Origin of the sequence: Lentimicrobium sp. S6 (assembly GCF_013166635.1) — a bacterium.
Taxonomy (GTDB): Bacteria; Bacteroidota; Bacteroidia; order Bacteroidales; family UBA12170; genus UBA12170.
Genome location: NZ_JABKBZ010000021.1, coordinates 34,902 through 58,362 on the forward strand (window position 1 = coordinate 34,902; position 23,461 = coordinate 58,362).

Annotated in this window: 14 protein-coding genes; 6 read left to right on the plus strand and 8 right to left on the minus strand. The window is 37.2% G+C overall.

Going from position 1 to position 23,461, the window contains the following annotated elements; genetic code table 11:
• The first annotated feature begins 167 nt into the window (after window positions 1–167).
• The 6 genes from HNS40_RS09130 (at window position 168) to HNS40_RS09155 (ending at window position 11,274) form a co-directional block, all read left to right on the plus strand.
• On the plus strand, window positions 168–3,245 hold the full coding sequence (locus tag HNS40_RS09130; protein WP_172279944.1) for a TonB-dependent receptor: 3,078 nt from the start codon (window positions 168–170) through the stop codon (window positions 3,243–3,245).
• Between the two features lie 31 nt (window positions 3,246–3,276).
• The gene (locus HNS40_RS09135; RefSeq protein WP_172279946.1) at window positions 3,277–4,878 is read left to right on the plus strand and encodes a RagB/SusD family nutrient uptake outer membrane protein; all 1,602 of its coding nucleotides are present in this window, start codon (window positions 3,277–3,279) and stop codon (window positions 4,876–4,878) included.
• A gap of 36 nt (window positions 4,879–4,914) precedes the next feature.
• Entirely contained in the window at window positions 4,915–6,699 is a 1,785-nt protein-coding gene (locus tag HNS40_RS09140; RefSeq protein WP_172279948.1) for an IPT/TIG domain-containing protein, read from the plus strand.
• 156 nt (window positions 6,700–6,855) lie between these two features.
• Window positions 6,856–8,904: a glycosyl hydrolase gene (locus HNS40_RS09145; RefSeq protein WP_172279950.1), complete on the plus strand. Its 2,049-nt coding sequence runs from the start codon at window positions 6,856–6,858 to the stop codon at window positions 8,902–8,904.
• A 198-nt stretch (window positions 8,905–9,102) separates the two neighbouring features.
• Complete coding sequence (locus HNS40_RS09150; RefSeq protein ID WP_172279952.1) at window positions 9,103–9,687, plus strand: transposase; 585 nt, start codon at window positions 9,103–9,105, stop codon at window positions 9,685–9,687.
• Window positions 9,688–10,689: 1,002 nt separating this feature from the next.
• A complete protein-coding gene (locus HNS40_RS09155) occupies window positions 10,690–11,274 on the plus strand; it encodes a transposase (RefSeq protein ID WP_172279954.1) in 585 nt (194 codons plus the stop codon).
• Window positions 11,275–12,041: 767 nt separating this feature from the next.
• Here HNS40_RS09155 and HNS40_RS09160 read toward each other — a convergent pair.
• The 8 genes from HNS40_RS09160 to HNS40_RS09195 form a co-directional block, all read right to left on the minus strand.
• Window positions 12,042–12,869, minus strand: coding sequence for an aldo/keto reductase (locus HNS40_RS09160; RefSeq protein ID WP_172279956.1), 828 nt, complete (start codon window positions 12,867–12,869; stop codon window positions 12,042–12,044).
• A 75-nt stretch (window positions 12,870–12,944) separates the two neighbouring features.
• Window positions 12,945–14,777 carry a hypothetical protein gene (locus HNS40_RS09165; RefSeq protein WP_172279958.1) on the minus strand — a complete coding sequence of 611 codons (1,833 nt, stop codon included), beginning with the start codon at window positions 14,775–14,777 and terminating at the stop codon, window positions 12,945–12,947.
• 6 nt (window positions 14,778–14,783) lie between these two features.
• A complete protein-coding gene (locus HNS40_RS09170) occupies window positions 14,784–16,079 on the minus strand; it encodes a cellulase family glycosylhydrolase (protein WP_172279960.1) in 1,296 nt (431 codons plus the stop codon).
• 1 nt (window position 16,080) lies between these two features.
• Window positions 16,081–17,856 (minus strand): arylsulfatase, encoded by a 1,776-nt coding sequence (locus HNS40_RS09175; protein ID WP_172279962.1) that lies wholly within the window; start codon window positions 17,854–17,856, stop codon window positions 16,081–16,083.
• 8 nt (window positions 17,857–17,864) lie between these two features.
• The gene (locus HNS40_RS09180; RefSeq protein ID WP_172279964.1) at window positions 17,865–19,040 is read right to left on the minus strand and encodes a glycoside hydrolase family 26 protein; all 1,176 of its coding nucleotides are present in this window, start codon (window positions 19,038–19,040) and stop codon (window positions 17,865–17,867) included.
• A 4-nt stretch (window positions 19,041–19,044) separates the two neighbouring features.
• Window positions 19,045–20,235, minus strand: a complete 1,191-nt coding sequence (locus HNS40_RS09185; protein ID WP_172279966.1) for an AGE family epimerase/isomerase — start codon at window positions 20,233–20,235, stop codon at window positions 19,045–19,047.
• A gap of 15 nt (window positions 20,236–20,250) precedes the next feature.
• On the minus strand, window positions 20,251–21,429 hold the full coding sequence (locus HNS40_RS09190; protein WP_172279968.1) for a glycosidase: 1,179 nt from the start codon (window positions 21,427–21,429) through the stop codon (window positions 20,251–20,253).
• Window positions 21,430–21,445: 16 nt separating this feature from the next.
• The gene (locus HNS40_RS09195; RefSeq protein WP_172279970.1) at window positions 21,446–23,269 is read right to left on the minus strand and encodes a sodium:solute symporter family protein; all 1,824 of its coding nucleotides are present in this window, start codon (window positions 23,267–23,269) and stop codon (window positions 21,446–21,448) included.
• Window positions 23,270–23,461 lie beyond the last annotated feature (192 nt).

The window sequence follows — 23,461 nt, forward strand, 5'->3', positions numbered from 1 at the left end:
TTTAATAGATTGAAAATCAATGATTAAAATCTAATGTTACAGCAATGAAATATTTGTCACCCCTATTTGAAATATAAGCCCACCCCTAATGACTGATGTGAAATATACTTTTGTGTCATTATTATGAGAAAATTATATATTTATTAAAAACACAAAAAGAAACATTTATGTATTTACGTCTAAGAGTTTTTTCTTTGCTAGTGATGTTTGGAATGATCGGAATCTCTGCTTTCGGTCAGGTCGGCAAAGTCACGGGTAAAGTTGCAGGTACTACTGGAGAAACTATTCCAGGTGCTAACGTATTTGTTGTGGGTAGTACCATTGGTACTGCAACAGATATGGATGGGAATTTTGTGCTCGATAATGTTCCAGTTGGGGAAACTACAATTTCAGCAACATATATCGGTTACAAATCACAAAATCAAACAATCACTATTAAAGAAGGTGAGGAACAAACCATCACTTTCAAATTAGAATCAGAATCGGTCCTAATGAATGAAGTAGCTGTTGTGGGTTATGGTATTCAAAAGAAATCTGACCTAACCGGCTCTATTGCTTCTGTAGAGAAAGAACAGCTGACTCAAACTGGAGCTACGGATGTAAATCAAGCAATTCAAGGTCGTGTTGCTGGTGTTGCGGTTACAGCAAACTCTGGTGCTCCTGGGGATGGTTTCAAAGTAAGGATTAGAGGTACAGGTACTATCAATAATAGTGACCCTCTTTACGTTGTTGATGGTTTTCCAACCAAAGACATTCGTTATTTAACTCCAAATGATATTGAGAAAATGGAAGTATTAAAAGATGCTTCTGCTTCTGCTATCTATGGTTCTCAAGGTGCCAACGGTGTTATCATCATTACTACTAAAAAAGGTGAAGTATCGCTAAATAGTGATGGTAAAATGAAACCCATTTGGAATTTTAATGCTTATTATGGTGTTCAAACTCCTCAAAAACAAATAGATATGTTGAATGCTACTGAGTATTCTACATTACGTTTAGAAGCTTATGGTAATGATGGTTCTGAAGTTCCTACTGATATCTTTGAGCGTTTGAACTATGTGATTGATGGTAATTATGAAGGTACCAATTGGCAAGATGAAGTATTGACCAATGCTGCTATCCAAAATTACTCTTTATCTGTTTTAGGTGGTAACGAAAGCGTAAAATACCAAATGAGTGGTACATATTTCAAGCAAGATGGTATTGTTAAGAATAGTGGTGTTCAAAATATCTATTTAAAAGCCAATACCGAAGTGAAATTCACAAAATGGTTAAAAGGTGGATTGAATTCTTCATTATTCAATATGGAACAATCCAATTATAATGGCGATTTATACGAAGGTGTTTTACCCGGTGCTTTAAGAGCAGATCCTGTAACTCCAGCTTGGGATGTTACAACTAATAATTGGGGAAGAGCCGATTTGTCTTATATCAATAACCCTGCACGTATTGTTGACGAATCTAAATATGCAAAAACTAAAGATTTCAAATCTTTAAATATTGTTTGGGCCGAAGCTCAAATCATTGAAGGTTTAACCTTTAAATCTCAATATGGATTTGATTATCGCTCCTATAACTATAAAAACTATTCTCCTGAGTTCTTCATCTCTACCGATGAGCAACGTTCTCAAAGTTCATTATATAACAAGCCAGCAAATTCTATTCATTGGGATTGGCAAAACTACTTGAACTATAATCTTCAAATTAAAGAACATAGCTTGAATGCTATGGCTGGTATGGAATCTCAATACTCCAATTGGGAAGAAATTGAACTAACTACTTATAATGTTCCTGAAGATGAAGCCTTACAATATCCTTCTTCTGCTGAAAGCTTAGATGCTTCTTTTAACTCAAACCAGTGGGAACACTCTTTATTGTCTTATTTTGCTCGTATCAACTATAGCTTCAAGGATAGATATTTATTAACAGCTACTATGAGAGCCGATGGTTCTTCTAAATTTACTGAAGACCACCGTTGGGGTTATTTCCCATCATTTTCAGCTGGTTGGAATATGAAGAAAGAGAACTTCTTAAGTGAACAAGATTGGTTAACAGCTCTTAAATTAAGAGGAGGCTGGGGACAAGTTGGTAACGAAGGTTCTGTTGGAAACTATGCTTATGTAACTACAGTAACTCCTGGTAATTATTATCCTTTCGGTGGCCTTCCTGTTTCAGGTTCTATACCTACCACATTGAGTAACCCAGAAATTCAGTGGGAAGTTTCTACAAGTGTAAATATTGGTATAGATGCTGGTTTATTCGACGATAGAGTTTCTTTCATCTTCGATTATTACCAAAGAACAACATCTGATATGTTATTACAAGTTCCAATTCCTGAATATGTAGGTGCTTTTGCTCCATTCGTAAATGCCGGTGAAATGAAAAACTCTGGTATCGAATTAACTTTAGGATATAGAAATGCAGATCATAAGTTGAAATATGAAGTTGGTGCCAACTTTAGTACCATCAAAAACGAAGTAACTAGCTTAGCTGGTGGAGAACCTATAGAAAGTGGAAACATTAGCAAAGTAGGTAATACCACAAGAACTGAGGAGGGTAAAGAATTAGCCTATTTCTATGGTGTAGAAACAGATGGTATCTTTAATACTCAAGCTGAACTAGATGCACATGTAAATGCAGAAGGTGAAGCTATTCAGCCCAATGCTGCTCCTGGTGATGTGAAATTCATCGACCGTAATAATGATGGTAAAATTAATGAGGATGATAGAACGTATTTAGGTAGTGCTACTCCAGACTTTATCTATGGTGGTTATGTGAACTTAGCTTATAGCGGATTCGACCTAAAGTTATTCTTACAAGGTAGTCAAGGTAATGAAGTGGTGAATGGCTTAACTCGTTTCACTAATTCCTCTAATGGTTGGGAAAACTCTGTTGCAGATAGAATGGACAGATGGACAACAGAAAATACCAGTAGCGATGTGCCAAGAATGACGGATAAGGATTTGAATAAAAACATAGAAACTTTCTCTGACAGATATGTTGAGGATGGTAGCTATTTCAGGTTGAAAAATGTTCAGATTGGTTATACCGTACCTGTGAAGAAAAAGTATGTTTCTAATTTGAGAGTTTATTTCTCTATAGATAATGCGCTTACTTTCACTAAGTATAAAGGATTTGATCCCGAAATTGGTGATTATTATAATAATCCATTATACTCTGGTATCGACATCGCGAATTACCCAACAGCTCGTACTTTTATGTTCGGAATTCAACTGACCTTTTAATTAATTGAGTTAACTAGAAAAAAAGAAAATTATGAATTTAAGTAAATATATCATTCCTCTTTTATTTATCAGTCTGTTGTTAACTTCAGCTTGTAAAAAGGAATTCTTAGAAAAAGAACCACTGGGGGTTCAAACCAGTGAAAATCTATTTAATACTGCAGAAAATGCTACCCTAGCCGTAAATGCTTGTTACGATCCACTTTCTTGGGATGAGGTTGACAATGCTGACCACAACTACGAATGGATGTTTGGTGATGTCATGAGCGACGACAGTGAAAAAGGAAGTATGCCAAGTGATTTACCACAAATTACAGAAATGCAAGAGTGGAGAACAACTGCTAATAATAGCTTCACAGCAGCGGTTTGGCATAATGTTTATATCGGGCTTTTCCGTTGTAATACTGTTATCCTTAACCTTCCTGAAGCTGAGGGTGTAAATACTGAAATTAAAAACAGACTATTAGGAGAAGCTTATTTCCTTAGAGGATATTATTACTTCTATTTAAGCAGATTGTTTGGTGGTGTTCCTTTGTTTGACGCTCCAGTTAATCCTTCCGAAATTGATAATGTACAACGTGCAAGCCTTGCTCAAACTTATGCTCAAATAGATGCAGATTTTGCCATGGCAGCTAGCTTACTTCCTGAAAAATCAGCTTTTGATGCCAACGAAATGGGAAGAGCAACCAAAGGTGCAGCATTAGCCTACCAAGCACGTGTAGCTATGTATCAAATCGGAACTGAAAATGCAAACAATCACAATTGGCAAGAAGTTTATGATTTAACCAATGCCATTATTGGTAGCGGTGAATATTCTTTAGCTAGCAACTATTCTTCTATCTTCGAGATGGAAGGGGAAAATGGTTCTGGTTCTATCTTTGAAGTACAATGTGTTTCGAATAATGAAGATTGGGGTCCAAGAAAAACAGGAACAACAAATACTGTGATTCAAAATCCTAGAACTACTTGGGGCTGGGGATTTAATAACCCAACACAAAACCTAATGGACAGTTACGAAACTAATGATCCTCGTTTAGCCAATGTTATGTATGGAGATGGTTCTGTGGTTCATGGTAATGTGATTGAAATTGATATTGCTGAAAATGCAACTGGATATTTAAGTCGTAAAGCGGCTTTAGAACCAGCTTTCAAGCCTTCAAATATTAAAGATAGCCCACAGAATATTAGAAAATTCAGATTCGCAGATGTGATTTTAATGAATGCTGAAGCTGCTTACCATACTGGTAATGAAAGTTCTGCTATTGCTAGCGTCAATCAAATTAGAGCTAGAGCAAAAGCAAGTACATATCCAAAAGGAGCTAGCGAAGGAAGCATGGAATATGATGCCATTCCAGAAGCTGACCTAGAGGGTGTTTTAGACCCTTTACCAAATACACTTACTGGACAAGAATTACTCAATGCCATTTGGAAAGAAAGAAGAAACGAATTGGCCATGGAAACTCTACGTTACTGGGACTTAATTCGTACGGGTAGATATTTGAATACACTGTCAGAAGAGGTGAAAGGCCGTTGCCAATCACATTCTCTGACAGGAACCGCTAATATTATTCCTGTATTGCCTATTCCTGTAAATGAAGTACAATCTTGGGGTCTTTCACAAAATCCTGGTTATTAATCATTCACTTCTTTTAGTGAAACAAAACTTAGAAAAATGAGAAAAAATATATTTAATAGATTTATCATGCTTTCGATGGTCTTTGCAGGGAGTCTTCTTTTATGGTCTTCTTGTGTAAAGGAAAAGGAATTTTCAGAAGACTATGATGTCCCTTGGCCTGTGCCAGTAATTAGTGAATTCTCACCAAAAGTTGCAGATATCAGTACTGATTTTGTAATCACTGGTAGTTCTTTAGAAAAAGTAAAGACCGTTACTGTTGGTGGAACCACTTGTGTAATTACTGAGCAAACTGATAGTAAATTAACCGTTACTTTACCACGTGTGGTTACCTCTGGTAAGATTGAGTTAACTAACGTTTATAAGAAGTCTGCTATTAGTGAAGAAGCTCTTGCTATTACCTATCCCAATACTAGTGTTACTGGATTTCCTGAAGTCATTTATGTGGACTATCCATTCATCATTACTGGTGAAAATATGGACTTAGTAACTAGCTTAACTCTAGGAGATACTACTTTTACTTTTGATGGCTCTACAGCTACCGAAACTGAATTAACAGTGGCTACTAAAGGTGCTGGACTAGAAGTGGAAACACAAATCACTAATATCAAATGTTTAGCTGGTAATGACATTCAGAATTCAGAAATGATTCCTGTGGAAGTGAAAGAAATTCTTCCTCCAGGTTCTGAGCCTTTCTTTATGTTAGACTTTGAGGATGCCGTTGATAGATATACTTTCTGGGATGGAAGCCCTGTTCATGGAGAAGAAGAATATGGTATCAATCTTTCAGGTATAGAAGCTTATGCACCTTCTGGGGGAAGCTACTACCAAACAGTAAAAATGGACCCTGTTCCTGAATCTGCTGATTGGGCATATTTTGGTGAAGTAGCCTATGGTGATAAATCTGGTGATGCAGGATTTACAAGAATCGACTTAAGTCAATTCCGCGACCCACATATCTCATTATTGATAAATAGTGGAAGTGGTGTAGCTAGAATTATGTTTGAAGTTTATGAAAGCGAGAAATTTGCGAACCACGTAGATGCTATCAATACCAATGGAGAATGGCAATGGGTTTCTATACCTATTGGTCCTGGAACCGATTTCCAAAATTGGGGTGCCAATGGTTGGGATGGTGACGATAATGATGGTGTTCTTGACTATTCTATCATTAGATATATCCAAATAGGAATGGGAACTGGTGATGTTGGTGCAGGAAACAGATGGGAAATCAATATGGATAATTTCCAAATTACTGATGGCCCTGTGAGCTCACCAAATAATGATACCGAAACGCTTTATACATTCTTTGATTTTGAAGATGGCAACGATCCGTTTGTACATGGTGACTGGCAATCAATGGTAACTAGTACAAGTGCAATCAATGGTGGTGGTTTAGCAGCTCCACAAGGTTCTAATTATTTACAAGTTTCTGCCGAAGTTGTTGAAGAAGGCTGGAACTGGTGGGGAAATCTTGAGATGTATGATCTCACTATTGACCTTACTGAAGTAGGAACTCCTTATATTAGTTTCTGGGTAAATAACGAAGGCCGTGAAGTTACTTTTGAAGCCGAAGTAGGCGACTATAATGGTGGTAAATGGGGAACCAATTGGAGTATTCCTGCTTATGATGGATGGCAAATCTATACACTCAATGTAAATACCGCTGCTTGGGGTAATTGGGGTGCAGATACTGATGAGCCAGATTTCTCAGGACTTACTCATATCAAATTAGGATTTAATTCTAATAATCAACCTGTTGGTCCTTACGACTTATTCGTTGATAATTTGATACTCACTGATGGTCCATACTTTCAGAAATAAATAAAACTGAGAGAAGCTGCTTGAACCTAAAGTGTTTGGGCAGCTTCTTTTTTAAATTTATAGATGAGTTTAATGATTCATTTAATCGATTGATTTTTTGCTCCCTTTAGGGAAAGGGGCAATCAAAAAATCAGCTAATTCTTATAAAAATCAGCTATGAAACTAAAATTCTTATTTCTGTTTTTACTTTTACTTCCTTTTTTTGCATATACCCAAAGCATTATTCTCGATGATTTTTCTGGAGATACCTTAAAAGAAAACTGGTATGCAGAAGGAACTACTTTTACTTTAGGTCTCGAAAATGAATCCATGAAGATTGATTATTTGAGAAATGAAAACAGCTGGGAATGGGATCAGTTTCATTTTAATATGGACGAAAGTATAGCATTAAGAAGTTATACCATTCATCTGAAAATAAAAGTAGATATCGCTACTCAATTGACGGTAAAGCCAGTTTATGATAATGGTAGCGACGATTGGATTCAAATACAATTGCAAGAAAGTACCAACTGGCAAGAGATTGCCTTTGAGGTTTTAAGCGAGGAAACTCGTCAACTCACCACCCTGTTTTTCTATTTCGATGCCGGTAGCACAGCAAATGCTCAAGGCCTGTTTTTTATGGATGATTTATTATTAGAGACCTCCTCTAAAGTATCATTAAACAAAGCTGTAATTTCAGCAAATACCTATCATGACCAAGCGGAGGAGGGCAGCCAAGAAGGCCAATTCCTTTCAGGTTCAAAAGAAATTTATGCTTCAGCCATTTTTGAAGCACAAGAAGTTTTAGACCATACTGAAGCCTCCCAAGAGCAAATAGATTTAGGATTACTACAATTAAATGAAGCCACAAGAATAATGGAATTGGCTTGCATTAGAGATGCTGTAGTTAGTTCAGAAACTTTGATTCTTGCCAATGTTGATGCCACTCGAGAAACCAGAAATCTATACTATAATCTACAACAACTTTCTAGTCATCATTTGCTTTTTGGCCATCACGATGTCACAGCCTATGGGGTTAACTGGACTGGTGAAGCCAATAGATCTGATGTAAAAGATGTATGTGGTTCTTATCCTGCAGTTGCCTCTTGGGATTTTATGGGAATAGCCGCAGGAAATAATGCTTCTGAAGATAAGAGCAGAGTAGAGTTCTTCCATAACCAAGGAGGAATCAATACCTTTTGCTGGCATTATGATAATCCCTATGGTGGAGATTTTTATTGGGAGAATAATCCTTATCCCGATTCTAATGTGGTGACTTCATTAATGCCCGGAGGATTCAATCACGAATCTTTTGTGTCCAGTTTAGATAAAATTGCCCAGTTTTGTAAAACTATAAAAGGAAGTAGAGGAGAGTCTATCCCTATTATCTTCCGACCTTGGCATGAGCATAATGGCGATTGGTTTTGGTGGGGAGAGTCCCATTGTTCCATTCAAGAATACAAAGAGCTTTGGCAATACACCGTTGATTATCTGATTGAAGAAAAACAAGTAAATAATCTACTTTTCTCCTATTCTCCAGATGTTTTTATCAATAAAGCCAAATACCTACAACGCTATCCTGGCGATGAGTATATCGATATTTTGGGTTTCGATGATTATCAAGATGTGAAAAATGAAAGCACCTTAGATAAATTCCAGGAGCAACTGATTTATGTGGTGGAAATGGCAGAAGAGAGAAATAAAATTGCAGCTCTAACAGAAACAGGTTTGGAGAGAATTACCAAGGATAACTGGTTCACTACCTTTTTGGAGGAGCCCATTATTAGCGATGAGGTGAGTAAGAAAATAGCCTATGCCGTAGTATGGAGAAATGCCAGCACTTCCCATTTTTATGCACCCTATCCTGGGCATAGCAGTGTCCCCGATTTTCAGGATTTCTATGCCAGCGATTTCAGCATGTTTATGGACCAACTCCCAGAATTATTCAACGAATTACAAAAAGATTATAATGACATAGAAGAATTAGAGAATGTTTCCTCCATTATAAAAGCCTATCCTAATCCTGTAGGCGATCAGCTTCATCTTTATGCCGAAGAGGAGGTGCATTATCAAATATTCAATAGTATGGGAGTGCAGGTAGATGAAGGAGATTTAGAAAGAAATTTAGAACATATCGTTCCATATCCCCATAAAAATGGAATGTATATACTAGTTGTAACTAGCTATAATAAGGTATTAACCTCATTAAAAATAGTTAAACACTGATTTGATTAATTGATTGACAATGTTAGAAAAGATATCATAAGATGATTTTTGTATTTGTAACATTGGTTAAAGGAGCTCTTTTAGGGCTCCTTTTTTGTGACGTATAGGCTAAGCAAAGGGATCAAAGCCTTGAGGCACGAAAGGATTGAGGCCCTAGGGTTTGAAAGAAATTAATTACCTTTACAGAAATCACTTCAAATGCCATCAAAAAAGATAAAAACACCATTGGAACCAGGAAAGGTATACCATATATACAATCGCGGAAACAATCATCAAAAGGTGTTTTTTAAGGGTTCTGATTTTTCATTATTTCTTGAGAATCTATCTAAATATTTGACTGATTATTGCTCTATTTATGCTTATGTACTTATCCCTAATCATTATCATCTGGTTTTGCGAGTAAATGATGATTTAGAAGTAAATGAATTGAGCAATCGATTTTTAAAGTTTTCATTAAGCTATACGAATAAAATAAATTTTGAAGAAAGCAGAAATGGAAGCTTGTTTTTAAGTCATTTCAGAAGAATTCATGTGGATACTGAAGATTATTTAAGAAGGTTGATTTTTTATTTACACCACAATCCTACCAAACACGAAATGATAAAGGATTTCAAGAATTATCCCCATAGCTCTTATAAATCACTCATTTCAGATAAGCCAACTCGATTAGCTAGGAAAAATGTATTAGAACTTTTTGGTACTAAAGAAGAGTTTATTAATTATCATCAGGTTTTGCATAATGAAGCTATTATAAAAAAATACCTTTTTGATGAAGGTGAATAAACATACCAAGGACGCTATCCCCATATATTATACCTAAGCAAAGGGATCAAAGCCTTGAGGCACGAAAGGATTGAGGCCCTGGAATAGTTAGCAAAAATATCTTAACTTAGGAGTTAGGAGTAACAAATCCAAGGACGCTATCCCCAGCGTACCTTGGGGCTATCATCCTTTCGGATTAAACTAAGCAAAGGGATCAAAGCCTTGAGGCACGAAAGGATTGAGGCCCTGGAATAGATAGCAAAAACATTTTAACTTAAGAGTTAGGAATAAAAATCCAAGGACGCTATCCCCTTCGTACCTTGGGGCTATCCTCCTTTCAGGTTAAGCTAAGCAAAGGGATCAAAGCCTTGAGGCACGAAAGGATTGATGCCCTGGAATAGATAGCAAAAATACCTTAGATTAAGAGTTAGGAGTAACAAATCCAAGGACGCTATCCCCTTCGTACCTTGGCGCTATCATCCTTTCAGTTATACCTAAACAAAGGGATCAAAGCCTTGAGGCACGAAAGGATTTAGGCCCTGGAATAGATAGCAAAACACCTTAGATTAAGCGTTAGGAGTAGCAAATCCAAGGACGCTATCCCCAGCGTACCTTGGGGCTATCATCCTTTCGGATTAAACTAAGCAAAGGGATCAAAGCCTTGAGGCACGAAAGGATTGAGGCCCTGGAATAGTTAGCAAAAATATCTTAACTTAGGAGTTAGGAGTAACAAATCCAAGGACGCTATCCCCAGCGTACCTTGGGGCTATCATCCTTTCGGATTAAACTAAGCAAAGGGATCAAAGCCTTGAGGCACGAAAGGATTTAGGCCCTGGAATAGATAGCAAAACACCTTAGATTAAGCGTTAGGAGTAGCAAATCCAAGGACGCTATCCCCTTCGTACCTTGGGGCTATCCTCCTTTCAGTTATACCTAAACAAAGGGATCAAAGCCTTGAGGTACGAAAGGATTGAGGCCCTGGGGTTTGAAAGAAATTAATTACCTTTACAGAAATCACTTCAAATGCCATCAAAAAAGATAAAAACACCATTGGAACCAGGGAAGGTATACCATATATACAACCGCGGAAACAACCATCATCGTGTGTTTTTTAAGGACTCTGATTATTCATTATTTCTCGAGAAACTTTCTAAATATTTAGCGGACTATTGTTCAATTTATGCATATGTCCTTATTCCTAATCATTATCACTTGGTTTTGCGAGTAAATGATGATTTAGAAGTAAATGAATTGAGCAATCAATTTTTAAAGTTTTCATTAAGCTATACGAATAAAATAAATTTTGAAGAAAGCAGAAATGGAAGCTTGTTTTTAAGTCATTTCAGAAGAATTCATGTTGATACTGAAGATTATTTAAGAAGGTTGATTTTTTATTTACACCACAATCCTACCAAACATGAAATGATAAAGGATTTCAAGAATTATCCCAATAGCTCTTATAAATCACTCATTTCAGATAAGCCAACTCGATTAGCTAGGAAAAATGTATTAAAACTTTTTGGTACTAAAGAAGAGTTTATTAATTATCATCAGGTTTTGCATAATGAAGCTATAATAAAAAAATACCTTTTTGATGAAGGTGAATAAACATACCAAGGACGCTATCCCCATATATTATACCTAAGCAAAGGGATCAAAGCCTTGAGGCACGAAAGGATTTAGGCCCTGGAATAGATAGCAAAACACCTTAGATTAAGCGTTAGGAGTAGCAAATCCAAGGACGCTATCCCCAGCGTACCTTGGGGCTATCATCCTTTCGGATTAAACTAAGCAAAGGGATCAAAGCCTTGAGGCACGAAAGGATTGATGCCCTGGAATAGATAGCAAAAATACCTTAGATTAAGAGTTAGGAGTAATAAACCCAAGGACGCTATCCCCAGCGTACCTTGGGGCTATCATCCTTTCGGATTAAACTAAGCAAAGGGATCAAAGCCTTGAGGTACGAAAGGATTGAGGCCCTGGAATAGTTAGCAAAAATATCTTAACTTAGGAGTTAGGAGTAACAAATTCAAGGACGCTATCCCCAGCGTACCTTGGGGCTATCATCCTTTCGGATTAAACTAAGCAAAGGGATCAAAGCCTTGAGGTACGAAAGGATTGAGGCCCTGGAATAGTTAGCAAAAATATCTTAACTTAGGAGTTAGGAGTAACAAATTCAAGGACGCTATCCCCAGCGTACCTTGGGGCTATCATCCTTTCGGATAAAACTAAGCAAAGGGATCAAAGCCTTGAGGTACGAAAGGATTGAGGCCCTGGAATAGTTAGCAAAAATATCTTAACTTAGGAGTTAGGAGTAACAAATTCAAGGACGCTATCCCCAGCGTTGGGGCTATCATCCTTTAGGTTTCCTAAGCCTAAAAATCAAAATTCTCAGGGTCCGGCCCAGTCCTATTCTCACAATTCAGCAAATCTATTTTCCCCATATCTTCCAAACTGATTTCAAAATCGAAAATATTGGCATTGGATTGAATGCGCTCTTTTTGTGAGGATTTCGGAATTAAAAGAAACCCTTTTTGCAGATGCCATCTCAAAACCACTTGAACAATATTCTTTCGGTACTTTTTAGACAATTCCTGCAAAATAGTAATATCTAATATCTTACCTCTCATCAACGGGCTCCAGCCTTGTAATAAAGTCCCATGAGACTCACAAAACTTAACCAACTCAGGTTGCGCCAATTCAGGATGCAACTCTATCTGATTGACCATAGGAGTAATTTCGGCTATTTTGTAAATATCCTCCAGATGATGCTGATTGAAATTACTCACTCCAATGGCTTTTATTCTTCCCTCTTTATAGAGTTTTTCCATGGCTTTCCAGGTGTCGATATATTTCTCTGCTACAGGCCAATGAATCAAATATAAATCCAGATAATCGGTTTGAAGTCGCTCTAATGATTTCTCAAAAGCCTTTAGGGTAGATTCATAACCCTGGTCTTCATTCCATACTTTAGAAGTTAGGAATATATCTTCTCTCTTTAGTTTTGAATCTAAGATGGCTTGTCCCACTCCTTCTTCATTTTTATAAATGGCAGCCGTATCTATCAATCGGTAGCCCTCCTCAAATGCGTATTGGATGGCATTTTCTACTTCTCCTCCATTTTCCGAACGAAATACACCCAATCCGAATAATGGGATTTCTACTCCGTTATTTAATTTTCTGGTGCTATTGATGTTTTTCATAAATACAATAATAAGAATAAAAAAAGGTACCATCACAAAATGTATGGCACCTTTCTAAAAACAAAAGTTACTTCTCTAGTTAAATATAAGTTCAGCTCTCACCAATTCAGCCTCACCTTCAAACAATACTTTTAGATAATGGATGTCTTCTTTAGCCTCTATATTTCCGTGATAATAGAGCGGATGTAAATAATCATATTTACTCTCTTTTTCTTGATAATCATTAACCTTGGCATCCACTTTTTTATAGTCTTTTCCGTTCTCTGAAACCCATATACTCAATCCTATATCATCGGTTTCTTCAAAACTGTAAATTCTAAATTCCTTAAAATCTTTTGCAGTTCTGTATATCAATTCACTTCCTTCTTTTCCCTTAAAGCGATTTATGTTTTCTTTGAATCTCCTGTCATTTCCGGTAGTGAGCTCTAAGTCTTTTGAGAAATATTGCTGGCCAATATTCTCCATATTATCCACAATGGCATTTTCCTTCACCGTTATTGGACCAATAATATTAGAAGATGGAGAGGAGCCTGTTGAATTAATAGCTATAATTCTATAAAAATAGGTTTTGCCAATTTGAGCATAGAAATCATTATAAAGAGGAAAGTAAGCATGTTGAGCATCTGAGACATGATGAGCAATACGAGTCCAAGGTCCTGATGGGGTTTCAGCTCTTTCCACATGATAGGCATTGGCTCCAGTTGAACCTTTCCAGCTGATGCTATAAACCTCCTGAATAGGTAGTAATCCTGGTGCCTTTGGTTTTTCCAATTCTGGAACTTCCATGTTTCGCATTTTGTAAATCTTACTGCGATACATTTCCAAGAAATTAGCCTCATCATAAAGCGTTCCAGAGCTAAATCCAGGCCAACGATAAGCTTTGTAAATACCTTGTCCATGAGGCTCCGAATGCCAATAAAATCCACCCTGTTCTCTATGTCCTCTCAATCCCCAAATTAATGCACCAGAAATCTCCTCAGTAGCTATAATCTTATCAATAAGAATGTCCATAGCTCTAGTGCTTTGAAAACCAAATTCACCCAAAATATAAGGCTTTCGGCCATCAATAATTTCTATGTTCTTTTGAATATGACCATAAATGACATCGGGGTCAAGGGCATAATGATGGGTATGAATCAAATCAATATTAGGGTCAGCTACGGAAGATTCTCTTACAAAACGCTCATCCATGGCGTGATATCCATCTAAAAGAAGATGGTTATTGTCTATGCTTTTGATATATGCTGCTATATCTGCGGTCCATTCGTGAGGACAAACTAGTTCATTACCAGTTTCCCAGCACATAATGCTTTTATCATCCTTGTATTTAAGTCCTGTTAGGGTGTTGGTTCTGTTCAGTGTAAACTCAATGGTTTTTTTAAAGTCCGCAATGAGTTGTGGGTCGGTCCAAAAATCATCCCATTCCTTATCTCTAAATGCAGCGTATTGAGGTGCGCCTCCCATCCAATCCCAATTGTTGAGCAGGGAAAAGATAATACGAATTTCTAGCTCATTGGCAATTTTCAGCATCAAATCATTTACTTTAAAAGCCTCTTCATTAAACTCTCCAGGACCAGTGATATGAGTAGCTACACTGTCAGGAAAGTTAGGATATTTCACAGGTAAAGTATAAATTCTGACTACTTCACCTCCCATTTGCTTTACCGACTCCAATACATCTCTAATCTCATATTCTGTAGGTAATTTATAAGGATAGACAGTCCTAAAATCCATTTCATCCTCCACAAGATTCAGGGTAGGAATATTAAAAGAGATAAAGCGAAATTGTTCTTTCCCGTTCATAAATTTATTTCCTTTGGCGGTGATGAAATGCTCAAAACCTTGGGCATGAAGATTAGGAAGCAGCAGAAATAATACAGCTACTATAATTAAAGATTTAGATTTCATGATTTATTATTTTTTGATGTTTTGTAGTTCTTTATTGAAATTTCTAAGGATGTTCAAGGTAGATTCATCTTTATCATATACCGAATACCAACCTTGCAACTCATGAGGAGGGTCACCAATAAATGGATCGCCTTTTTTCCAAAATTCACCTGGTCTTGGAGCTCTCCCTTCCCCAGTGTAGGACCAGAAATTAATGCCTTGGATAGGGCCGTCAGATTTAATATTTTCTAAAACCACTTCATAGAAATATTGATAGAATTTATCGCGATAGACAGTGGAAGCATGCTCTTGAAAATCTCCTCCATCTCTGGCAATTCCGAATTCTTCTAATACCATAGGTTTGTTGAGTTTGATAGCTGCAGCTTCGTGAGTTTCTATATATTCCTTAGCTAAGTCCATGGCTGGTTGAAAGCTTTCTTCCGCTTGATTTGGGTCGAACCAACTCCAGTTTTGTGGCCAAACATGTAAAGTGATATAATCGATATCATCAATTTGATTGTCGAGAATCACATCTACTCCAGCACTTTTGCTATTGGTACTTCCTTCATTTCCGGCTGCTACTAAATGATTTTTATCGAGGCTTTTTATAAAAGCAGCAGCATCGGCTAACCATTGTCGGTATTCAGCTGGATAGTCATATCCTCGTGGTTCATTGGCCAATTCCCAAGTCATTATAGTTGGGTCGTTTTTATAGATTTTATTGGTGATGTGATTCTTGCGGTTGATAATGGCTTCTACCGTGTTTTTATAAAGCTCTTGGGCTTTTTGATGTTTATAAAACTCACAAGAATAGCTGGTGAAAACACTCCAACTATAGGGAGGTTCTTGAGGATATGGAATAGAATCGGCTCCGGTCCATTCTAAGAATTGAGGGAAACCACCACTCCAGGTCCAGTAATTTGACAACACCATAATCGCTTTCATATCTCGTTTAGCCATTTCAGCCAATAGGAAATCTAATCCCCCAAAAACATCCTCATTAAATACGTCAGGAGCAGTTTGTAAGGCAGGATGCACACAGTATTTGGCATCTTCATGTGCTTCACTGGCTGCCAAAACTCTTAGGTTGGTGATACCCAACTTTTGCATTTGGTCGAGTTCTCTTATGAGTCTTGCTCGGTCACCTGATTTTTCTGCTCCGAGGTTCATACCAAACCAATAATTGGCACCAGAAAAATGATAGGGCTCTTGGTTGAGAATAAAGTCAAGGCCATTGACTTCTACAAAATTTGAATTTGGTGTTTCTTGGTTTTGACAAGAAATCAAAGTAAGTAGTATGAATAAGTAAAAGAGTTTTTTCATTTTATTGCTCTATTTGTGTGACTTGTATTTCTTTTAGTTCAATAGATTCTGGGCCTGTCATGTTTTGAGTTTTCACTTGAAAAGTGGATTTTCCTTTATCCAAATGAATGATTCCAGCTTGATGCTTGGCCCAGGTTTTTGTGGGTGCTTCTTGTGCCCTTTCTATTCGGTCGAAACTAGCATGTACCTCCGAAACAAAAGGCTCGTCAATCTCGGTCACTAATTGTGCTTGTCCGGCTGAAATATTGAGCACAGTTCCTGTATTTTCTGGCTTACAATTATAACTAAGTGTAACTTGATAATTGCCCTCCTCTAAAATATCTATATTCCACTCTGCATAGGCCTCTGTTTTAGTCCAGAAGTCAATCCAATCATGTGCCCAACCATATTTTGCATGATAGGCGATTCCGGTAAGTTTTCTGTCTTTCCTGAATTCGAAGGGAGGAAATAAAACAGATTCGTGTGCCGGAAGAATGGTTTTTGGAAACTTCCGATGACCCACCGGAATGGCTGCTGTTTCATTTTCTTTATTGTTGACTTCCTGATACCATTCTTGCCATTTCGATTGGTATTCTTTCATGAGCTCAGGATGTAAAAGAGCAATATTGGTTTTCTGACAACTATCCGATTGTAGATGAAATAATTCTTGGTCAACCATTAAATAATCTTGACTTCTTACACTTCTTTTTCCCGACCATTCTTGAAACAGTAAACGGTCTTCATTTCCTGCATTCCTCAGCATTTGTGGGACTAAACTTTTTCCATCCATTCTATTTTTTTGAGGAGTCTGACTATTGATCATTTCGAGTAAAGTAGGTAAAAGGTCGATGTGAGCAGAAACTTGAGTAATTTGAGTTTTGGCTTGGATATAGCTAGGCCAGCGGATAAAGCATGGAACTCTCATTCCTCCTTCATCCACTGAGCCTTTTCTACCTTTAAACCCAGCATTATAGCGAAAATTTAAAGGCCCATTATCCGATAAAAAAATGACGATGGTATGATTCTTTATATTTAGTTCTTCAATTTCATTTAATACCAAAGCTACGTTATCATCAATATTCTCCATCATACCATAAATTCCAGCATCGAAATCCGGAAGTCCCATGGCTTTGTATTTGTCATAGTATTTATCGTCCACTTGAACAGGAGTATGGGGAGTGTTATAAGCCAAATAGCAAAAGAAGGGGGCATTTTCCTCGTCCGATTTCCTGATAAAATCAATGGCTTTCTCACTTAAGATATCTGTGATATATCCTTCAGGAATGACCTCTTCGCCATTATGTTCTAAAACAGGTTGATAATAGTTTGAGAGATGGCCAGCAGTAAAGCCATAAAACTCATCGAATCCTCTGCCATTCGGGTGATAAGGATAGTGAGCTCCATTATGCCATTTCCCAAAGCAAGCCGTTTGATAACCTTCAGCTTTTAGATAATCGGCCATGGTTTTTTCATCGAGCTTCATGTTTTCTCTACCTCTAGTCACACCTGAAACTCCTGTTCTTTGATGATATCTTCCGGTGAGTAAACTGGCTCTGGTTGGAGCACATACTGGGCTGACATAGAAATTGGTAAAATGAGCACCTTCGCTAGCCAATTGGTCTAGATTTGGAGTTTCTAGATATGGATTTCCATTCATGGATAAATCGCCATAGCCTTGGTCATCGGTAAGAATAAGTAGAATATTGGGTTTCTCGTTTTTGGTTCGACAAGAAGATAGGAGGAATAGGATTCCTAAGAATAAAATAAATGTGATAATATGTGGTTTCCTAATCTCCATTAATTTTTTTATTGATACATTTTGGGTAAATCATCACCAAATAATATGCTTTCGTGGTTTCTAAAAGCTTTAAAATCTTCTGCCTCTTCTTGACCCAAATAAGGCACATAAAAATGATGTGTATTGGCATTTCTCCAAAACATGATATAAGCCATTTTCTTGGTCTTTTCGTTGTGCTGAAGTATGGGCAAAAACACCTCAGTAAATATTTTATCACCTTTTAAACCTTCAATTCCTGTTTCAGTAAATGCTGCTATTTTATTTCTCTTTTCTGCAAAATCACTAATGACTTCTAGGCGTTGAAGAAGACCCAATGTATCTCCAATTTTAAAAGAATAATAATCGTCATATCCAATCACATCCACAAAATCGTCACCCGGATAACGGTCGAGGTATTCCTTCTCGTTTGTAAAAGCTCTATCGGGTGAATATACAAAAAGTAAATTATTGAGCTTTCTGGTTTCAATAAGATATTTCATGGTAAATTGATATAGTTCTTTGTATTGCTCAGGACTACAATGAATTTCTCCCCACCAAAACCAGCTGCCATTATTCTCGTGGAATGGACGAAATAGGATAGGGATTAAATTTCCATCTTTAGATTTTAAACTTTGAATGAAATCGGCGGCTAAATCTAGCATTTCCACATAATTATTATGAAATTCTCCACCTGGTAAAATCTGACTTAGAGTAGGATTGGCAATGGTTTTGTCGGTCCAAGAGCCATCATCTGTAACAGGGTTGTAAGTATGCCAGCTGATGGTATTTATAGAGCCATGTTCATAAGCTTGTTGAATATAATTTCGCATTTTATCAAAAGGAATAGAGTCCAAGTTCATGGGCCATCCTCTACCAATTCCTCCAATATCCCAGCCCCCAATGGCAGGATAAGAACCTGTTATATCTTTGACATCGGAGCGGCCTTGCTCGTCCCACCAATTAACTCCATAAGCCAAATCATCTTGATGCCCAACTAGAACATAATCTTTAGATAGCATATTGAGTTGATGGTATAAGGCTTTAGTTTCTTGACTAGCATTTTTGTTTACAGGCAAAATACTGTAGGTAGAAGATTCTTGATTTTTAACCTCCTCAAATTGACATGATGAAAGAAAAGCCGTCAGTACAACAAAGAGTATAAAGCTTGGTTTTGCCAAAATAAGTTTGTTCGAAATTGTTGTCATAGTATTAGTTTGTATGAGTAGCGCTTAGTATCCTGATGACTTCCATCATTCCTCTAGAATTATGATATGGACCCTTCCAAGGACCCACTAAATCGTCCGATACATTTGGTAAGTACTCCTCATTCACTCTCCACCACCATTCTCCACTTTCATGCTTTAAATGGGATTTAGTGAATTTCCATAAGCCTTTTACCACCTTTAAATACGCTTCATCTTCAGTGATTTCATAAGCATTCATAAAGCCAACCATGGCTTCAAATTGTGGCCACCAATGACGATCTGTATCCATCACCCCACTTGGATTTCCTTCGTATAAAATGGAACCATCTTCGTGAATTCCTTTTTCCATGGTCACTTTGGATATTTTGATGAGGATGGTTTCAAATTCTTTAATGATTTCTGTATCATTTAAGGCTTTTGTTGCTTCTAACATCAACCAAGCTGCTTCAATATCATGTCCATAAGAAATCACCTGGTTTTGAGATTCCCATTTTCTATTAAAGAACAGTTCAAGATGATGAGTTTTGTCATCCATAATTCTATCTCTATGAATGAAGAGGAGGTTGTTTAAAGCCTTGGCTAAGTCTGAGTTTGGCCAAATCCTGTATAGATTGGTATAGGCTTCAAGAATATGTAAATGCGTATTCATGGTAAAAGGAGCGTTCATATCCTTGTCACTCAATCGCATATCTTCTAAAGGGTCCCAGTTTCTTGCTAAGGCTTCTATATAACCTTGGTTTTCGGTATCGTAAAAATGATTTTCGATATCATGAAAGAGTTGGACTGCTAAATCTTTTGCCATTTCATCTCCTGATGCTTTATAATATTCACTTAATCCATACATGGCGAAGGAAAGTGCATAGGCTTGCTTTCTATCATTTATTGATTCTCCATCTTTATCGAGAAGCCAAAAAGTACCACCATATTCATGGTCTATAAAATGCTCTTTGATGTAGAGAAAACTCTGTTCAGCAGATCTAAGATATTCCGGATTTGGTTTGAAATTATAGGCCGCAGAAAAGGTCCAAAGAATGCGAAAATTGAGGATGGCAGCCTTTGGGGCATTGGTGTTGATTTCATTCAGGTAGTTTATCTGACCCATGAATCCTCCGTTTATTTCATCTTTGGTTTTGTTTAGCCAAAAAGGAAGTAAATGATTCACCAATTCCTGCTCAAGTTCTATTTTTAAGTTCATCTCTATCGGAGCTCTTTATTTCTTATTATTCCTAATGATGTTTTTCAATGTTTCAACAGAAGTAGCACTTCGTAAACCATCCTCTGGTGTATTTATGCAATAGTCTAATAATTGGCCTACAGTTGTGGTGGCCACATGCATACGTGTGTCGGAGGAGGCATAATAGATAAATACTTTTCCATCTTCATCAGCTATCCAACCATTGGCGAAAATCACATTGCTCACATCGCCCACTCTTTCTTCACCATCGGGAGCAATAAAATGGCCTGCAGGTTTGTGAATCAGCTTTTCTGGTTGCTCTAAATCGGTCATAAACACATATAAAACATAACGTAATCCAGCGGCAGTATTCCTCACGCCATGTGCCAGATGTATCCAACCTTTATCTGTTTTTATTGGAACAGGGCCTTGTCCATTTTTCACTTCTTTAATGGTATGGTAAACCTTATCATCGATGATGGTTTCAGATTTGATTTCTGCCTTACACATATCATCGGTGTATCCAAAACCAATTCCTCCACCTGAGCCGGTATCAATAAAGCCATCTTGTGGACGCGTATAGAGTGCATATTTCGCATTGATGAATTCAGGATGTAAAACCACATTTCTTTGCTGACCAGAATAGGTGATTAAATCGGGTAGGCGCTCCCATAATTTTAAGTCTTTTGTCCTTGCGATTCCGCAATTGGCCACAGCAGAAGAAGTATCTCCTTTTGGTGCATTGGGGTCTTTTCTTTCGGTACAAAATAAGCCGTAAATCCATCCATCCTCATGGGCTATCAACCTCATATCATATACATTGGTATCAGGAATTTCTGTTTCTGGTAGCGTGATTGGCTCATCCCAGAATTTGAAATTATTGATTCCATCTTCACTTTCTGCTACGGCAAAGAATGATTTTCTATCTGCTCCTTCCACTCGTGCTACTAAACAATACTTTCCATTGAACTTAATGGCTCCAGCATTAAAAACGGCATTGATACTAAAGCGCTCCATTAAATATGGATTGCTTTCCGGATTTAAGTCGTAGCGCCAAAATACTGGTGTATGCTTAGCTGTTAGAATAGGGTTTTTATAACGGTGATAGATTCCATTATAGCCCTCCTCCAATTTTTCGTTTTCCTTTGAAATAAGGTCGGTATATTCCTTTGTGATTTTATTTAATCGCTGGGTAAATTTAGCGTTTGTTGTCATATTTAATATTTTTTAATTAAGCATTCTTTAAATGATCCCACCAGGTTCTCTTCATAATAAATCCACCAATTAGCGTGATGATGCTGAGGATGACGATAGGCCAAGTTTGTTTTAATACAATATACATGGGCAGCGCTACCAAGGCAGTTTGAGTGATAACTCCAAGCAAGATATTGAACATATCTCTTTTGAAATCTTTGTTTCTTTTAAAATTTGGGTCTTCTGCTATTACTTTATCGTGAATGGGTTTCCAAAATCCCCAAGGTCTTACTGTTTTATAGAAATTCTTTAGTGTTTCTTCTTCTGTTGGTGGAGCTGTAAAGGTTCCAATAATACAACCAGCTATTGAAATTAGCAGGATGAATGGGAAATAATATAAGTCGAGTGTTTCGAAAATATAAGGGAATATTAATGCTGGAACGATTCCGGCTACCATACCCCAAAAGAATCCATTTCCATTGAAGCGCCACCAATACCATTTCAAAATATTTGAAGCGACATATCCTCCAAATAATGCAGAAACTATCCATTGCAAGATGGCATTCACATCGAGAGCATAAATTCCAAAGACAATACTCACAATCACCACTGTAATTCCCGTTATATAATTGGTTCTTTTGATGGTTTGATTATTGGCTTTTGGGTTTACATATTTCAGATAGATATCGTTGACAATATAGGCTTGGGCAGCATTTAAGGTGCCAGCAAACGTGGACATAAAAGCAGCTAATAATCCAGCCAATAGAATTCCAGTAAATCCAACAGGAACAAATTCGTTAATGGCTGATGGAAGGATTTGTTCGAAATCTAATCTTCCCCCCACCATTAAATCCAATTGGTCGTAGAAGAGGATGGCCAGAACCACAAATCCAGTAATCATAAAATAACGAACTGGCATTAATACCACAGAAACAAATCCACTCATTTTTGCAGCTTCTTGTGGACTCTTGGTGCTCAATACCTTTTGCATGTCATAATTTGGTGCTGGGCCAGCAATACTCACTAATATCCCTTTAAATACCATCATCATAAAGAAGATGCTGAATAGGGAATATCCATCGGATTGTATTTTTTCATTCACCCCTGTTATGATATTGGACCAATCCAAATCTAATTTCCATCCAAACGATGGACTCATCCAGCCTTCGGGAACGATTAAATCGTGAGAGCTTAATGCATTCATGGCAATAATTCCTATGACCAATGCAGATACAGTCATAATCACATATTGAATTACATCTGTCCATACTATGCTAGTCATACCACCTAAAATGGTATAGAAAACAGCAAAAGCAGTAAATATAATTCCGTAGATATGAGGTACATATTCAGCAGCTACTTCAAAAGGAATGAAAGGAGCGATGATGTCCCATGGAATGAAAATCTGGACGAATTTCCCTAATCCTATAAAACCATAAGCTAAAAATCCTAAACAGCTAATCAAGGCAAAAACGATGACGATGGTGTGAGATAATTTCCCTCCTCTTTTGTTTCCAAATCGAGTGGAAATCCATTCTGCTCCAGTGGTGGCATTGGATCGCCTGAGCCAGATAGATAGGAATACCATCATAAACACCTGATTAAAAACAGGCCATAACCAAGGAATCCAGATACTCTTTAATCCATAAACAAAACCTATGGTCACAATCCACATAGTTCCGGAAATATCAAACATGCCCGAAGCATTTGACAGCCCGAGCATATACCAAGGTAATTTATTTCCTCCCAGCAAATAGGATTCTTTATTCTTCTGTGCACTTTTCCTCAGGTATAATCCGATGAGGATGGTACTCAATAAGTACATCAGAATAATAGCAATATCGATAGTGTTTAGTCTCATTTCTATTTCCAGTTTTGATAGGCAAAAATCAGTGGAAATGGCTAAATGAGTGGGAGAGTTACATTTCAAATGTAGGGGAAAGGTGTAACATTGATTGTAGTGGTAGTTTTAAATGGTTGAAAAACAATTGTGTATAATGTGTGGTGTAATTTTTATGGATTGCAAGCCCGAGCCAGCTTAGATATTACATCT

Bases quoted from the DNA above. Each gene is read 5' to 3' on its own strand.
- HNS40_RS09155 (WP_172279954.1), top strand. From the start codon at position 10,690: ATGCCATCAAAAAAGATAAAAACACCATTGGAACCAGGGAAGGTATAC.
- HNS40_RS09170 (WP_172279960.1), bottom strand. From the start codon at position 16,079: ATGAAAAAACTCTTTTACTTATTCATACTACTTACTTTGATTTCTTGT.
- HNS40_RS09165 (WP_172279958.1), bottom strand. From the start codon at position 14,777: ATGAAATCTAAATCTTTAATTATAGTAGCTGTATTATTTCTGCTGCTT.
- HNS40_RS09130 (WP_172279944.1), top strand. From the start codon at position 168: ATGTATTTACGTCTAAGAGTTTTTTCTTTGCTAGTGATGTTTGGAATG.
- HNS40_RS09190 (WP_172279968.1), bottom strand. From the start codon at position 21,429: ATGACAACAAACGCTAAATTTACCCAGCGATTAAATAAAATCACAAAG.
- HNS40_RS09140 (WP_172279948.1), top strand. From the start codon at position 4,915: ATGAGAAAAAATATATTTAATAGATTTATCATGCTTTCGATGGTCTTT.
- HNS40_RS09145 (WP_172279950.1), top strand. From the start codon at position 6,856: ATGAAACTAAAATTCTTATTTCTGTTTTTACTTTTACTTCCTTTTTTT.
- HNS40_RS09175 (WP_172279962.1), bottom strand. From the start codon at position 17,856: ATGGAGATTAGGAAACCACATATTATCACATTTATTTTATTCTTAGGA.
- HNS40_RS09160 (WP_172279956.1), bottom strand. From the start codon at position 12,869: ATGAAAAACATCAATAGCACCAGAAAATTAAATAACGGAGTAGAAATC.
- HNS40_RS09185 (WP_172279966.1), bottom strand. From the start codon at position 20,235: ATGAACTTAAAAATAGAACTTGAGCAGGAATTGGTGAATCATTTACTT.
- HNS40_RS09180 (WP_172279964.1), bottom strand. From the start codon at position 19,040: ATGACAACAATTTCGAACAAACTTATTTTGGCAAAACCAAGCTTTATA.
- HNS40_RS09150 (WP_172279952.1), top strand. From the start codon at position 9,103: ATGCCATCAAAAAAGATAAAAACACCATTGGAACCAGGAAAGGTATAC.
- HNS40_RS09135 (WP_172279946.1), top strand. From the start codon at position 3,277: ATGAATTTAAGTAAATATATCATTCCTCTTTTATTTATCAGTCTGTTG.
- HNS40_RS09195 (WP_172279970.1), bottom strand. From the start codon at position 23,269: ATGAGACTAAACACTATCGATATTGCTATTATTCTGATGTACTTATTG.